At 72.2% G+C, this 13,869-nt stretch carries 12 protein-coding genes and 1 pseudogene; 5 read left to right on the forward strand and 8 right to left on the reverse strand.

What is annotated here, in order from left to right; genetic code table 11:
- The first annotated feature begins 151 nt into the window (after positions 1-151).
- Together ACF1DX_RS33860 and ACF1DX_RS33865 are read left to right on the forward strand one after the other, a co-directional pair.
- The gene (locus ACF1DX_RS33860) at positions 152-1,510 is read left to right on the forward strand and encodes an MFS transporter (protein WP_391794991.1); all 1,359 of its coding nucleotides are present in this window, start codon (positions 152-154) and stop codon (positions 1,508-1,510) included.
- A gap of 140 nt (positions 1,511-1,650) precedes the next feature.
- On the forward strand, positions 1,651-4,038 hold the full coding sequence (locus ACF1DX_RS33865; protein ID WP_391794992.1) for an ATP-binding cassette domain-containing protein: 2,388 nt from the start codon (positions 1,651-1,653) through the stop codon (positions 4,036-4,038).
- Between the two features lie 33 nt (positions 4,039-4,071).
- On the opposite strand, the gene ACF1DX_RS33870 is transcribed toward ACF1DX_RS33865, so the two are convergent.
- Positions 4,072-4,518 (reverse strand): PPOX class F420-dependent oxidoreductase, encoded by a 447-nt coding sequence (locus tag ACF1DX_RS33870; RefSeq protein WP_391794993.1) that lies wholly within the window; start codon positions 4,516-4,518, stop codon positions 4,072-4,074.
- Between the two features lie 57 nt (positions 4,519-4,575).
- Between ACF1DX_RS33870 and ACF1DX_RS33875 the strand changes: the two genes are divergently transcribed.
- Entirely contained in the window at positions 4,576-5,805 is a 1,230-nt protein-coding gene (locus ACF1DX_RS33875) for a serine hydrolase domain-containing protein (protein ID WP_391794994.1), read from the forward strand.
- Between the two features lie 13 nt (positions 5,806-5,818).
- Here the strand turns inward: ACF1DX_RS33875 and ribA are convergent, their stop codons facing one another.
- On the reverse strand, positions 5,819-6,478 hold the full coding sequence (gene ribA / locus ACF1DX_RS33880; protein WP_391794995.1) for a GTP cyclohydrolase II: 660 nt from the start codon (positions 6,476-6,478) through the stop codon (positions 5,819-5,821).
- 41 nt (positions 6,479-6,519) lie between these two features.
- On the opposite strand from ribA, the gene ACF1DX_RS33885 reads away from it, so the two are divergent.
- Positions 6,520-7,359, forward strand: coding sequence for a creatininase family protein (locus ACF1DX_RS33885; RefSeq protein WP_391794996.1), 840 nt, complete (start codon positions 6,520-6,522; stop codon positions 7,357-7,359).
- A gap of 194 nt (positions 7,360-7,553) precedes the next feature.
- On the opposite strand, the pseudogene ACF1DX_RS33890 reads toward ACF1DX_RS33885, so the two are convergent.
- The 5 genes and pseudogenes from ACF1DX_RS33890 to ACF1DX_RS33910 form a co-directional block, all read right to left on the reverse strand.
- Positions 7,554-8,402: pseudogene (locus ACF1DX_RS33890) on the reverse strand (lysylphosphatidylglycerol synthase transmembrane domain-containing protein); the annotation flags it as partial.
- Positions 8,399-9,373, reverse strand: a complete 975-nt coding sequence (locus ACF1DX_RS33895; protein WP_391794997.1) for a class I SAM-dependent methyltransferase — start codon at positions 9,371-9,373, stop codon at positions 8,399-8,401. The gene ACF1DX_RS33895 and the pseudogene ACF1DX_RS33890, both read right to left, overlap by 4 nt.
- On the reverse strand, positions 9,370-10,572 hold the full coding sequence (locus ACF1DX_RS33900; RefSeq protein WP_391795021.1) for a glycosyltransferase family 4 protein: 1,203 nt from the start codon (positions 10,570-10,572) through the stop codon (positions 9,370-9,372). The genes ACF1DX_RS33895 and ACF1DX_RS33900 overlap by 4 nt, the downstream gene beginning before the upstream one ends.
- 11 nt (positions 10,573-10,583) lie before the next feature.
- Positions 10,584-10,982, reverse strand: coding sequence for a 6-carboxytetrahydropterin synthase (locus ACF1DX_RS33905; RefSeq protein ID WP_030856078.1), 399 nt, complete (start codon positions 10,980-10,982; stop codon positions 10,584-10,586).
- A gap of 132 nt (positions 10,983-11,114) precedes the next feature.
- Positions 11,115-12,092, reverse strand: coding sequence for a zinc-binding alcohol dehydrogenase (locus tag ACF1DX_RS33910; protein WP_391794998.1), 978 nt, complete (start codon positions 12,090-12,092; stop codon positions 11,115-11,117).
- Positions 12,093-12,200: 108 nt separating this feature from the next.
- Between ACF1DX_RS33910 and ACF1DX_RS33915 the strand changes: the two genes are divergently transcribed.
- Positions 12,201-12,965, forward strand: a complete 765-nt coding sequence (locus ACF1DX_RS33915) for a CDP-alcohol phosphatidyltransferase family protein (RefSeq protein ID WP_391794999.1) — start codon at positions 12,201-12,203, stop codon at positions 12,963-12,965.
- Positions 12,966-13,246: 281 nt separating this feature from the next.
- On the opposite strand, the gene ACF1DX_RS33920 is transcribed toward ACF1DX_RS33915, so the two are convergent.
- The gene (locus ACF1DX_RS33920; protein ID WP_391795000.1) at positions 13,247-13,786 is read right to left on the reverse strand and encodes a hypothetical protein; all 540 of its coding nucleotides are present in this window, start codon (positions 13,784-13,786) and stop codon (positions 13,247-13,249) included.
- Between the last annotated feature and the right edge of the window lie 83 nt (positions 13,787-13,869).

The following is a 13,869-nucleotide window of genomic DNA, read 5'->3' on the forward strand; positions in this document are numbered from 1 at the left end:
CGTACGACGCGACCCCTTGACAGTGCGTGCGGCCGGGCGCAGCATCCCTACCCAGCCGCTACTAACTACCCAGTGGGTTAATTAGCACCTCGGCACCTCCCCTCCGCTCGTCCTCCGCGTACCGTCGTGGAGTCCCCCGAAGGAGCACGCCGTGACCGTCCCCGCACCGCCCCGCGACGCCTCCCCGCCCGGACAGCCGAAGAAGGCGGCGGCCGCCGCCTGGATCGGCAGCGCATTGGAGTACTACGACTTCTTCATCTACGGCAGCGCGGCCGCGCTGATCTTCCCGGAGATCTTCTTCGACGACTCCGACCCGGCCACCGCGACCCTGCTGTCGCTGGCCACGTTCGGTGTCGCCTACGCGGCCCGGCCCATCGGCGCGCTCTTCCTCGGGCACATCGGGGACCGGCTCGGCCGCAAGAAGATCATGGTCTTCACGCTGATGCTGATGGGCCTGTCGACCTTCCTCATCGGCTGTCTGCCCACCCGCGCCCAGGTCGGCTCCCTCGCCCCGGTCCTGCTGGTGCTGTGCCGGGTGCTGCAGGGCATCTCGGCGGCCGGCGAGCAGGCCAGCGCGAACTCGATGACGCTGGAACACGCGCCGCCGGACCGGCGTGGCTTCTTCACCAGCTTCACCCTCAGCGGCACGCAGGGCGGCCAGTTGCTGGCCACGCTGGTCTTCATCCCGATCGCCGCGCTGCCCGAGGAGCAGCTGCTCTCCTGGGGCTGGCGGGTGCCGTTCTGGCTGAGCGTCGCGGTCGCCGTCGTCGGGTGGGTCATCCGCCGCAGGCTGGACGAGACACCGGCGTTCGAGCAGCAGACCGCCGGCGAGGGGGTCGTGAAGCTGCCGCTGGTGGTGCTGCTGCGCGAGCACTGGGCGGACGTCCTGCGGGTGGTCGCGGGCGCGCTGATCGCCTCGGTCAGCACCATCTTCACGGTGTGGGCGCTGGCGTACGCCACCGGTGACACGGTCGGCATGTCCCGCTCGTCGATGCTGTGGGTGGGCGCGCTGGCCAATGTCGTCGCGCTGGCCGCGATCCCCCTGTGGGCCGCGCTCTCCGACCGGGTGGGCCGCCGTCCCGTCTATCTGATCGGTGCCGTCGGCAGCGCGGTGACGATGTTCCTCTACCTGTGGGCGATCTCCACGGGCAGCTACCCGCTCACCCTGTTCCTCGGGATCGTCGCGTTCGGCGTGGTCTACAGCGCCGCGAACGGTGTGTGGCCGTCCTTCTACGGCGAGATGTTCCCGACCAGGGTCCGGCTGTCAGGCGTGGCGATCGGCACGCAGATCGGCTTCGCGGTGGCCGGGTTCGCGGTCACGTTCGCCGCGCGGATCGCGGGTCCGGACGGCGACGACTGGACGGCGGTGGCCCTCTTCACGGCCGCTCTGTGCGTGCCCCCGGTCATCGCGGCGGTCACGGCCCGCGAGACCCATCGCGTCCCCGCCGAACGGCTCGGTGAACGTGCCGTCGAGGAGGGCGCGGAGCGGCCGGAGAAGGTGACGGCCTGATCCGTGCCGAGGGCGTCCCCGACCGGTCAGGAATCGAGAAGCGCGGGTGGGCACGGGCCGCCTAGCCTAGCCTTGCCGCGATGGGGACGCCGGCGGGGACCGCGCACACGGTCCCCGCCCGACGGAGGGGAACGACGAGCATGACCACGAGGACAGAGCAGCAGCCGGCCGGGCCGCACGCCGCCGACAGCCATGATCTGATCCGCGTGCACGGGGCGCGTGAGAACAACCTCAAGGACGTCAGCATCGAGATCCCCAAGCGGCGGCTGACGGTGTTCACCGGTGTCTCCGGCTCGGGCAAGAGCTCCCTGGTGTTCGACACGATCGCCGCCGAGTCGCAGCGGCTGATCAACGAGACCTACAGCGCGTTCCTCCAGGGTTTCATGCCGAACCTGGCCCGTCCCGAGGTCGACGTGCTCGACGGTCTGACCACCGCCATCACCGTCGACCAGCAGCGGATGGGCTCCGACCCCCGCTCCACCGTCGGCACCGCCACCGACGCCAACGCGATGCTGCGCATCCTCTTCAGCCGGCTCGGCACGCCGCACATCGGCCCGCCCGCCGCGTACTCCTTCAACGTCGCCTCGGTCTCGGCGACCGGCGGCTTCACCGTGGACCGCGGCTCCGAGAAGACGAAGACCGAGAAGGTCAGCTTCAGCCGCACCGGCGGCATGTGCACGCGCTGCGAGGGCCGGGGCACCGTCTCCGACATCGACCTCACACAACTGTTCGACGACTCCAAGTCGCTCTCCGAGGACCCCTTCACCATCCCCGGCTACACCGGTGACGGCTGGGTGGTGCGGGTCATCGCCGAGTCGGGCTTCTTCGACAAGGAGAAGCCGATCCGCGAGTACGGCAAGAAGGAGCGGCACGACTTCCTGTACCGCGAGCCGACCAAGGTGAAGATCAACGGGGTCAACCTCACCTACGAGGGGCTGATCCCGAAGATCCAGAAGTCGTTCCTGTCCAAGGACCGCGAGTCGATGCAGCCGCACATCCGGGCCTTCGTGGACCGGGCGGTCACCTTCACCGAGTGCCCCGAGTGCGACGGCACCCGGCTCAGCGAGCTCGCCCGCTCCTCGAAGATCGACGGGGTCAGCATCGCCGACGCCTGCGCCATGGAGATCCGTGACTTGGCCGCATGGGTCCGCGGGCTGACGGAGCCGTCGGTGACGCCGCTGCTGGCCAAGCTCCAGCACACCCTCGACTCGTTCGTGGAGATCGGCCTCGGCTACCTCTCGCTCGACCGCGCCTCGGGCACGCTCTCCGGCGGTGAGGCGCAGCGCACCAAGATGATCCGCCACCTCGGCTCCTCGCTCACCGACGTCACCTACGTCTTCGACGAGCCCTCGATCGGCCTGCACCCGCACGACATCCAGCGGATGAACAACCTGCTGCTGCGGCTGCGGGACAAGGGCAACACGGTGCTGGTGGTGGAGCACAAGCCGGAGACGATCGCCATCGCCGACCACGTCGTGGACCTCGGTCCCGGCGCCGGCACGGCGGGCGGCACCGTCTGCTTCGAGGGCACCGTCGACGGCCTGCGGGCGAGCGACACCGTCACCGGCCGCCACCTCGACGACCGGGCCAGGCTGAAGGAGAAGGTCCGCGAGGCCACCGGCGCGCTGGAGATCCGCGGCGCGAACGCCAACAACCTCCAGGACGTCGACGTCGACATCCCGCTCGGTGTGCTCTGCGTCGTCACCGGCGTCGCCGGCTCCGGCAAGAGCTCCCTCGTCCACGGTTCCATACCGGCCTCCGAGGGCGTGGTCTCGGTGGACCAGACCCCGATCCGCGGCTCGCGCCGCAGCAACCCGGCGACGTACACGGGGCTGCTCGACCCGATCCGCAAGGCGTTCGCCAAGGCCAACGGCGTCAAGCCGGCCCTGTTCAGCGCCAACTCCGAGGGCGCCTGCCCCACCTGCAACGGCGCCGGCGTCATCTACACCGACCTGGCGATCATGCAGAGCACCGCCACGACCTGCGAGGACTGCGGGGGCAAGCGGTTCGACGCGTCGGTCCTTGAGTACCGCTTCGGCGGCCGGGACATCAGCGAGGTGCTCGCGATGTCGGTGACCGAGGCCGAGGAGTTCTTCCGCGAGGGCGCGTCACGCATCCCGGCCGCGCACCGGATCGTGGAGCGGATGGCGGACGTCGGGCTCGGCTACCTCACCCTCGGCCAGCCGCTCACCACGCTCTCCGGCGGTGAGCGGCAGCGGCTGAAACTGGCCGTCCACATGGCCGACAAGGGCGGGGTGTACGTCCTCGACGAGCCGACCACCGGTCTGCACCTGGCCGACGTGGAGCAGCTGCTCGGCCTGCTCGACCGGCTCGTGGACTCCGGGAAGTCGGTCATCGTCATCGAGCACCACCAGGCGGTGATGGCGCACGCCGACTGGATCGTCGACCTCGGCCCCGGGGCCGGTCACGACGGCGGCCGGATCGTCTTCGAGGGCACCCCCGCCGACCTGGTCGCCGCCCGCGCCGGCCTCACGGGCGAGCACCTCGCGGAGTACGTCGGCGCCTGAGCCACGCACGGTACGCGCCGGGGTGTCCTTCGGTCACGCCCCGGCGCGGCGCGGGATGCCGTACGCCCGTTCCACACGCAGGCGCAGCACCAGGCGCCGGTCGCGGACCATCGCGGCGCGGTAGTCGTCCCAGTCGGCGTGCTCGCCGTTGACGTCGCGGTACAGCCGGATCAGTTCCTCCACCGTCTCGTCGTACAGGTTCCCGGCGACGGGCGACAGGTCGGCGGTGCCCTCGGCGACCGTGTAGGCCCACCGGTCGTCGGTGGTGACGTGGTAGGAGGCGCGGGGGTCGCGCCGCAGGTTGCGGGTCTTGGCCCGGTCGTCGGTGAGCGAGACGCGGATGACCCGCTCGTCGGGGTAGTAAGCGTGCATGACGTTCGACAGCTGGGGCCGTCCGTCGCGTTTCAGGGTGACGAGCACCCCGTCGTGCCGCTCGGAGAGCAGGGCGAGCAGTGCGTTCTGTTCGGCGTCCTGGGTCATGACTCGTTCAACGGCCCGCACCGGGCCGGTGTTCCTCCGAGGGGAGCGAGGAGAACGATGACAGTGCTGCGGCAAGAGGCCGCTCCCGCCGAGGCCGGACTGGACGCGGGGGCGCTGGAGCGCCTGGACCGGCATTTCGCCCGCCGGGTCGACGAGGGGAGGCTGCCCGGGTTCCTGGTGGCCGTCGCCCGGGGCGGGCGCGTCGCCCACCTCACGGCGTACGGGGCCCGGGACGTCGCGGCGGGCCTGCCCGTGGAGAGCGACACCCTGTGGCGGATCTACTCCATGACCAAGCCGGTGACGGCCGTCGCCGCGCTGATGCTGATGGAGGAGGGCCGTCTGTCGCTGGACGATCCGGTCGGCCGCCACCTGCCGTCGTTCGCACGGCCTCGCGTGTACGAGGGCGGATCGGGTGACGGGGTGCGGACCCGCCCTCCCGCCGGCCCTCTCCTCGTACGGCACCTGATGACGCACACCGCCGGCCTGACGTTCGCCTTCTACCACTCCCACCCCGTCGACGCGCTGTACCGCGCGGCCGGGCTGGAGTCGTCGGTGGCGCCGGGTGCGGATCTCGCGGGGACGACCGAGGTGTACGCGCGTCTGCCGCTGCAGTTCGATCCGGGCACGCAGTGGAACTACTCGGTCGCCTCGAACGTACTGGGGCGGATCGTCGAGGTGGTGTCGGGCCGGCCGCTCGACGTGTTCCTCGCCGAACGGGTCTTCCGGCCGCTCGGCATGACGGACGCCGGTTTCGAGGTCACCGACGAGCAGGCGGAGCGGCTCGCGGAGATGTACGGGGAGTCCGACGACGGCGGCATCGAGCCGATCGAGGGGCTGCCGCTGCGGGGCCGGCCCCGGTTCCTGTCCGGCAGCGGCGGCATGGTGGCGTCCGCCCACGACTTCCACCGCTTCATGGAGCTGCTGCGCCGCCGCGGCGAACTCGACGGCGTGCGCCTGCTCTCCCCGGCGACCGTGGACCTGATGACCCGCAACCACCTCCCCGGCGGCGCCGACCTGCGCGCCTTCGGCAGCCGCCCCGCACACGACGTGCCCGGCAACGAGGGCGTCGGCTTCGGCCTCGGCGTCTCCGTCGTCGTCGACCCGTCCCGTACGCAGGCTCCGTCCGCCCCCGGCAGCTACGGCTGGAGCGGGGTGGCCACGACCACGTTCTGGGTCGACCCGGGCCGCGACCTGACCGTGCAGTTCTACACGCAGGTGCGGCCCAGGTCGTCCCACACCGTCTTCCGGGACCTCAAGCGGCTGGTGCACGAGGCGGTGACGCGCTGACCGCGGGGCCGGGTCAGGACAGGTGCGCCACGGCGTCCAGATGGGGCAGGTGATGGTCGAGGCGTTCCCGCTTGGTGCGCAGATAGGTGATGTTGTTCTCGCACGGCGGTATCAGCAGCGGCACCTGCTCGGCGACCTGGACGCCGTGCCGGACCAACGCCTCGCGCTTGCGCGGGTTGTTGGACATCAGCCGCACCGAGCGCACGCCCAGGTCCTGGAGGATCCCGGCGGCGACACCGTAGTCGCGGGCGTCCACCGGGAACCCGAGCGCCAGGTTCGCCTCGACGGTGTCCAGGCCCTCCGCCTGCAGGGCCATCGCCCGCAGCTTGCCGAGGAGTCCGATGCCGCGGCCCTCGTGGCCCCTCAAGTAGACGACCACGCCCGCCCCTTCGGCGACGACCGCGCGCAGCGCCGACGCCAGCTGGTCGCCGCACTCGCAGTGCTGCGAGCCGAAGGCGTCCCCGGTCAGGCACTCCGAGTGCAGCCGGGTGAGGACACCGTCCGCGCCGATGTCGCCGTACACCAGGGCGACCTGCTCGTCACCGCGGTCGTGGTCCAGGTAGCCGACCGCCTGGAACGTGCCGTACACGGTGGGCAGCGGCGCATTCACGACGCGTTCCACACCGGTCCGCCGAGGGGTCTTCTTGCCGAGTACGCCTACTTTTTCTGTCATGATTCTCGAGTTCCTAAGCAGAGACGAAAGGCCGTGACGATATGGGTGGTTCACAAAAGCGGTCGGCGGCATACGGCCCGGTGCACGGTCTGTTGCCGGCGGATACTACAGAGGATGTACGGACGCGGGGAGCCGGCGTCTCACGGCAGATCGCGGTACTTCCGGTCGGGAGTTTCGAACAGCACGGTCCGTTCCTGCCGTTGGCGACCGACACGCTGGTCGCCTGTGCGATCGCGCGGGAGATCGCCGACGCCTTTCCGGTGCACCTCCTCCCTCCGGTGACGATCTCCTGCTCCCACGAGCACGCGGCCTGGCCGGGGACCGTCTCCCTCTCCTCCGTCACGCTCCACGCGGTGATACGGGACATCGCCGACTCGCTCCGCAGGTCGGGCACGGACACCCTGGTGCTGGTCAACGGGCACGGCGGGAACTACGTCCTGGGCAACGTCGTCCAGGAGTCCTCCGCCCGCGGTGAGCGGATGGCGCTGTTCCCGGCCCCGGAGGACTGGGAGACGGCGCGTGTACGGGCCGGCGTCGCCACGTCCCTCCTCACCGACATGCACGCGGGCGAAATCGAGACCTCCATTCTTCTCCACAGCCATCCCGAATCGCTCCGCCCCGGTTATGAGACCTCCGATCACATCACGGACGACCGCCGTCATCTCCTCACCACCGGCATGTCCGCCTACACCGATTCCGGTGTCATCGGCCGCCCTTCTCTGGGCACGGCGGAAAAGGGCAGGGAAATCCTGGCAAGCCTGGTGGATTCGTTCGCCGCGTATTTCTCGCTGCTGACGTCACCTCCCGGCCCGTCCGGGGGAGTCCGAGAACAAGGGGCACATCCCAGCCCGTCCGGGGGTGCCCCCTCCGGGGGAGTTTGAGGACGAGGCCGGAGGCCGGCCGGGGGTCCGGGGGCAGCGCCCCCGGGGACGGGAAGGGAAGGGGCGGCGGGGGCGACACCATCACGCCCGTCACCCCGCACCCCCGCGTACCACCGCCCGACCAGCACCACCGCACCCGGCAGGCTGGCCACCAGACTGAGCACCCCGTAGACGACCGCGACGGTCAGCCCCCGCCCCGCCCCGAGCCCCGCCGCCCCGAACGCCCACGCGGTGACCCCCTCCCGGGGCCCCCACCCGCCCACGTTCAGCGGCAGTCCCATCGCCAGCAACGCCAGCACGGCCAGCGGCAGCAGTTCCGCCACGGACGCGTCCGCTCCGGCGACCTCGGCGGCCAGGACGAACATGGCGACGTACCCGGTCAGTACGACGACGGAGGAGACAAGCACACCAGGCGCGTTGCGCTGCGAGAACAACCCCTCGCGTGCCTCCGCGAGCACCCCGGAGGCAACCCCACGTCGCCCCGGCGCCCGGTTCATCCGCACCGCCAGCACCACCGCACAGGCCCCCAGCACACCGAGCCCTACCACCGGCACGGCCTGCCGCACTTCGTCGAGCACCGGCGACGGCATGCTCACCAGCACCACCGCTCCCACGGCGAACAGCGCGACCTGCCCGGCGGTCCGCTCCAGCACCACCGCCCGCACTCCCCGCCCCATGTCCCCGGCGCTCCGCCCGTGCCGCACGGCCCGGTGGACGTCGCCCAGCACGCCCCCGGGCAGCGCCGCGTTGAGGAACAGGGCACGGTAGTAATCGGCGACAGCGGCCCCCAGCGGCAGCCGGATCCCGATGCCCCGAGCGACCAGCGCCCAGCGCCACGCGCTGAACACGGTGGTCACCAGCCCGATCCCGAGCCCCGCGAGCAGCGTCGGCCCGTCGATACGGCGCAGCCCCTCCATCAGGACCCCCGTGTCGACGCGCCACAGCAGGACCGCGAGGATCACGAGACCGCCGAGCGTGCCGAGACGGGTGCGCACGGCAGGGGTGTTGAGCCGGGCCGGAACACCGCGGAACCGCACGCTCATGCGACCCCGTCCACCGGCCGGCACAGCGCGAGCAGATCACTGTGGTGGACGACGACCCGCAGCTCCCCCGCCGCACACGCTTCCAGCCGCTCGGCCAGGTAACCGTCGGCGCGCGACGCCAGTTCCGGCCGCTCCTCCACCGCCGCACCGACCCACCCCCGCAGCCACTGCTCGGTCAGCGCGGCCTCCCCGGGGCCGAGCCGCCAGGGGCTCGGGGTGATCCGTACCGTCGCACCGTGCTCGGTGAACGCCTCGGCGGCCACCGTGACCGCGTCCGGCCCGAGCAGCCCGCCCCTTCGCTGGTGGGCGTTGAACGCCTCCGTGATCTCCCGGTCCAGCGGGTGCGGCTCGGTCAGCTCCACCCGTCCGGCCACCGACAACGTCAGCAGGGCCGGGCAGCCGGCTCCCGCGCAGGCGGCGGCGAGGGCGCCGACCTCCTCGCGGGTGAGGACGTCGAGCAGCGCGGACGCCGTCACCAGGGAGGCACCGGCCAGCGCGTCGGAGGTGAGCCGGGCGACGTCACCGCGCCGGGTCTCGACGGTGACATGGCTGCCGTCGGCGGCGGAACGCGGGGAGGCGACGGCGGCGAAGTGCAGCAGATAGGGGTCGCGGTCGTGCAGGACCCAGTGCTGGGCGCCGTCGAGACGGGGGGCGAGCCAGCGCCCCATCGAGCCGGTGCCGCAGCCGATGTCGTGGATGACGAGACCGTCCGCCCGGCGCGGCAGGTTGGCGATCCGGATGCGCAGCGGGTCCAGCAGATCGTACGACCGGGCGGCGGCGTCGGCGGGCTCCCGCAGTCGCAGCCACTCGGGCGCGTAGCGGGCCGGTTCGTCGTCGCCGGTGTCCCGCAGCCGCAGGGTGGCCCGCTCCCCGGGGCGGGGCGTGGGGCCCGCACCGGGGATGACCTCCCGGGTGCCGGGCGGGGCCGGGATCGTCCCGCCGTACTGGGTGGTGGTCGCCTGTTCGGTCATGCGGCCCTCCGGGGTTCGGTGGGAAGCCGGCGCAGTACCGCCGCCAGGCTCTGTGCGGTGCTCGCCCAGCCGCCGAGTGCGGCTCGCCGGCCGCGGGCGGCGGCCTTGAGCCGGCGCCTCACGTCCGCCTCGCCGAACCAGCCGCGCAGTTCCGCGGCGATGGCGGCGGGGTTCTCCGGCGGGACGAGGATGCCGGGCACTCCCCCGTCGGGTGCGCGGCCGACCGCTTCGGGCAGCCCGCCGACGTCGGTCGCCAGCACGGGGATGCCGCGCGCCAGCGCCTCGGTGACCGCCATGCCGTACGTCTCCGCGTACGAGGTGAGCACCATGAGGTCGGCGGTGGCGTAGCTGGCGTCGAGTGCGGCCCCGGTCTGCGGGCCGGTCAGCTCCAGCCGGTCCTCGAGGCCGTGTGCGCGGATGAGTCCGCGCAGCTGGGCGACGTACTCGGGGTCGTGCCCCAGCCCGCCGACGAGCGCGCAGCTCCACGGCAGGTCGGCCACCGCCGCCAGGGCCTCGACGAGCCGGTGCTGTCCCTTGCGCGGGGTCACGGCGGCCACGCACAGCAGCCGGGAGACGCCGTCGGTGCCGGGCGCGAGGGGCGCGATGTCGGCGCCGGGGGCGGCGACGTGGACCCGGTCGGGGGCCAGGCCGTGGTGGGAGACGAGACGGCGTACGGCCCAGTCGCTGGTGGCGATCACCGCGGGTACCGCCCGCAGGACCGCGCGCTCGCGGGCGTCCAGTTCGGCGGCGACGGCCGCGTCGAGCCCGGTCTCGTCGCCGAGCGGCAGATGCACGAGGACGGCCATGCGCAGCCGGCCCTCCTCCGCCTGGGGGACGACGATCTCGGGCACCCCGCAGGCGACCAGCCCGTCGAGCAGGACGACGGCGCCGTCCGGCAGTTCGCGCAGGGTGCGGGCGAGTTCGGCGCGGGCGGCGGCGTCCGGCCGGGGCCAGTCACCGGCCACGGCGTGCCGGTGCACCTGCCAGCCGAAGCCGGGCAGGTCCAGGCACACGCGCCGGTCGTAGGCGTTGCCGCCGCTCGGCGTGGCCGGGTCGTCGACACCGCCCGGCATCACGAAGTGCACGGAGCGCAGGGACATGGGGATGATCCCGCCGTTCCTCGGAAAGGACGCCTGCCGGGGAACGTAGTCCAGGCGGGCGGTGCCGGCCCGGTGGGGGGCCGTGCCGGTCACGTCCATGGTCGTGTCGGTCACAGCGCACGCTCGTAACTCGCCCAGGCGATGTGCGACTCGTGCAGGGTGACGGCGATGCCCGCGATGCCCTTGGCTCCCTCGCCCAGCGCCCCTTTGCGGATGCGTTCGGCGAGCCGGTCGGCGATGACCTTGGCCAGGTACTCCGTGGAGGTGTTGACCCCCGCGAAGTCGGGTTCGTTGTCGAGGTTGCGGTAGTTCAGCTCGCCGACGACGGCTCCGAGTTCCTGTGTGGCCAGGCCGATGTCGACGACGATGTTGTCCTCGTCCAACTGTTCGCGCCGGAACGTGGCGTCCACGAGGAACGTGGCCCCGTGCAGGCGCTGGGCCGGTCCGAAGACCTCGCCGCGGAAGCTGTGGGCGATCATGATGTGATCGCGGACGGTGATGCTGAACAACGGACGACCCTCCAGGTGCGGCGCGTCTGCTCCCCGGCCGATCTCCGACGGGGATGCCGTGTAGTACGGCTGACTGTCTTCCCCTGTTCAGCGTCCGCCACGTCTTTTCTCAGGTCAGGCGTGCCGGCCCCGCTACGGGGTGTCGTAGCGCACGCGGTGGCACAGGGCCGGTGTCTTTCCGGAGGCGAGGCGGGGCATGACGTCGGGCAGTTCCTCGAAGGCGGACTCGCCGGTGACGAGGGCGTCGAGGGCGGGGTCGGCGAGCAGGTCGAGGGCGAGGGCCAGCCGGTCGGCGTAGCTGCGGTCGGCGCGGGCCGGGGAGACGGTGCCGACCTGGCTGCTGCGGATGACCAGTCGCCGGGAGTGGAAGGCCTCCCCCAGCGGGAGGCTCACCTTCCGGTCGCCGTACCAGCTCAGTTCGACGACGGTGCCCTCGGGGCGGAGCAGTTCGAGTGCCCGGTTCAGTCCCTGCTCGGTGGCGCTGGCGTGCACGACCAGGTCGCACTCGCCGAGCGCGCCCCCGGGCAGCGCGAACCCGACGCCGAGCGCCGCCGCGATCTCGGCGCGCGCCGGGTCGGCGTCGACGAGCTGCACCCGTACGCCGGGGAACCGTGCCAGCAGTGCGGCCACGGAGCAGCCGACCATCCCGCCGCCGACGACGGCGATCCGGTCGCCGACCAGTGGCGCGGCGTCCCACAACGCGTTGACGGCGGTCTCCACGGTGCCGGCGAGCACGGCCCGTCCGGCGGGCACCCCGTCGGGCACGGGTGTGACGGCGCCCGCCGGGACGACGTACCGCGTCTGGTGCGGGTACAGGCAGAAGACGGTGCGTCCGACGAGTGCCTCCGGTCCCTCCTCCACCACCCCCACGTTGAGGTAGCCGTACTTCACGGGGGCCGGGAAGTCGCCCTCCTGGAACGGTGCCCGCATGACGGCGTGCTGGCTCTCCGGCACCCCACCGCGGAAGACGAGCGTCTCCGTGCCCCTGCTCACCCCGGAGTACAGCGAGCGCACCAGCACCTCGTCCGCGCCGGGGGCGGGCAGGTCGACCTCGCGGATCACCCCTCGCCCAGGCGAGTCGAGCCAGAACGCACGTGCGGTGCGGTTCATCGAATTCCTCCTGAACGGTCGGGAAGCCGCGCGCGTACCGAGTGGTGCACAGGCCGCGCACAAGGTAGCGGCGTTGATCGACTCTGTCACACGGCCGGAGGGTGTTCGGTGGCCCTGAACAACAGTTACGACGCGAGGCTCGTACAGCAGGAGACCGCCGTGGGGGCGGGCGTACAGATCCTGTTGCTGGCCCTGATCGGTACGGCGATCGGCATGGGCCCTGCGGGCTGGCTGACCGGCCTCGCGTTCGCGATCGCCACCTGGGCGGTGCTCTCCCGGGCCCTGCACCGGTCCCGGCTGCGCTCCTTCGGTGCGGCCAACCGGGTCACGCTCGGCCGCGCCACCCTCGTCGGCGGGGTCACCGCGCTGGTCGCCGACTCGTTCCAGGACTCACCGCCCGTCTCGCTCTTCGTCGGCCTGACCGCCGTGGCCCTGATCCTGGACGGCGTGGACGGCAAGGTGGCCCGCAGGACCGGTACGTCGACTCCGCTGGGCGCCCGCTTCGACATGGAGGTGGACGCGTTCCTGATCCTGGTGCTGAGTGTGTACGTGTCGATGGCGATGGGTCCATGGGTGTTCCTCATCGGTGGTATGCGGTACGTCTTCGTGGCCGCCGCGCGTGTGTGGCCCTGGCTGACCGCCCCGCTCCCGCCGAGCACGGCCCGCAAGACGGTGGCCGCGCTCCAGGGGGTGCTGTTGCTGCTGGCCGGGTCGGCTCTGCTGCCGCACATGGTCAACGTCGGTGTGGTGGTGCTGGCACTGGGGCTGCTGGTGTGGTCGTTCGGCCGGGACGTGCTGTGGCTGTGGCGGACGTCCCGGGTGGAGACGGCTCCCGTCGGGCCCGAGGTGCGGCGGGAACTGGTCACGAGCTGACGGCCGGCACCGGTCACGAGCCGGCGGCCGGCCGGGGGTGCGGACCCGGTGTTCCATGGGCGGGCGCTTCACGGCGGGGTGCCGCGCGGCCATGGCGGTGCGGTCCGGGACGTCCTCCATGCCGAACAGGTGGCCCGGGCCGGCCGGCGGCTGCCGCCTCGCACCGCGGTCGGCGGCCCCGCGTCCGGCAGGGCGCCGGTAGCCGAGTCGCCGGGCCGGATCTCCAGCAACCCGCGGTGTGACCTCGGGGCCCCGCCTCCCCTCACCCCACCGCCTGCCCGCTACTCGACACCCGCCGCGTCGAGGAGCCGGACCAGGTCCTTGCGTCCGTAGCCGAGCACACGGGCGCGGTGGATCGCCGTCAGCATCAGGTGAGCGGCGATCACCCCCGCATGGCCGTCCCGGTCGGCCCCGTACCACTCGTCCGGCTTCTCGACACCCAGGCTGTTCATCACCAGCCCGTGCTCACGGCGGACCTCCGCGACGGTACCGGCGACCGCGTCCAGCAGCGTCTTCCCCGGCCGCTCGCACTCCAGGGCGAAACAACCCCAGTCGACCGGCGCGCACCCCTCCGGTGGGCGCGCCCTCAGCCCCGCGTACCGCTCGTCCCCGAACCCGGTGTGCCCGAACTCTTCGTGCACCAGGGTGAACCGGTGGAACCCCGGGGGGACAGGAGGCGGTGGCGGTGTGTACGCCCACCCCGCGTCCTCGTACAACTGTCGCTTCACCTCCTCCTCTTCGGTGTGTGTCACGGTGAAGCCGGTGGCCTCGTTCCGCCCGGTCGTCGTGCCGTCGGGGTTGCGGTGGAGATGCAGGCTCATGATGTGCTCCGGTCGTCCGTGTCGTGTGAGGGCGGGAGTTGTTCCCGTCACCGGATCGAACGGATCGCCGGCCCCGCACGTGC

The organism is Streptomyces sp. NPDC014676, from assembly GCF_043084105.1.
In the GTDB taxonomy this organism is placed as follows: domain Bacteria; phylum Actinomycetota; class Actinomycetes; order Streptomycetales; family Streptomycetaceae; genus Streptomyces.

Coding starts and splice junctions, on each gene's coding strand:
- ACF1DX_RS33865 (WP_391794992.1), top strand. CDS start 1,651: ATGACCACGAGGACAGAGCAGCAGCCGGCCGGGCCGCACGCCGCCGAC.
- ACF1DX_RS33870 (WP_391794993.1), bottom strand. CDS start 4,518: ATGACCCAGGACGCCGAACAGAACGCACTGCTCGCCCTGCTCTCCGAG.
- ACF1DX_RS33875 (WP_391794994.1), top strand. CDS start 4,576: ATGACAGTGCTGCGGCAAGAGGCCGCTCCCGCCGAGGCCGGACTGGAC.
- ribA (WP_391794995.1), bottom strand. CDS start 6,478: ATGACAGAAAAAGTAGGCGTACTCGGCAAGAAGACCCCTCGGCGGACC.
- ACF1DX_RS33885 (WP_391794996.1), top strand. CDS start 6,520: ATGGGTGGTTCACAAAAGCGGTCGGCGGCATACGGCCCGGTGCACGGT.
- ACF1DX_RS33895 (WP_391794997.1), bottom strand. CDS start 9,373: ATGACCGAACAGGCGACCACCACCCAGTACGGCGGGACGATCCCGGCC.
- ACF1DX_RS33900 (WP_391795021.1), bottom strand. CDS start 10,572: ATGGACGTGACCGGCACGGCCCCCCACCGGGCCGGCACCGCCCGCCTG.
- ACF1DX_RS33910 (WP_391794998.1), bottom strand. CDS start 12,092: ATGAACCGCACCGCACGTGCGTTCTGGCTCGACTCGCCTGGGCGAGGG.
- ACF1DX_RS33920 (WP_391795000.1), bottom strand. CDS start 13,786: ATGAGCCTGCATCTCCACCGCAACCCCGACGGCACGACGACCGGGCGG.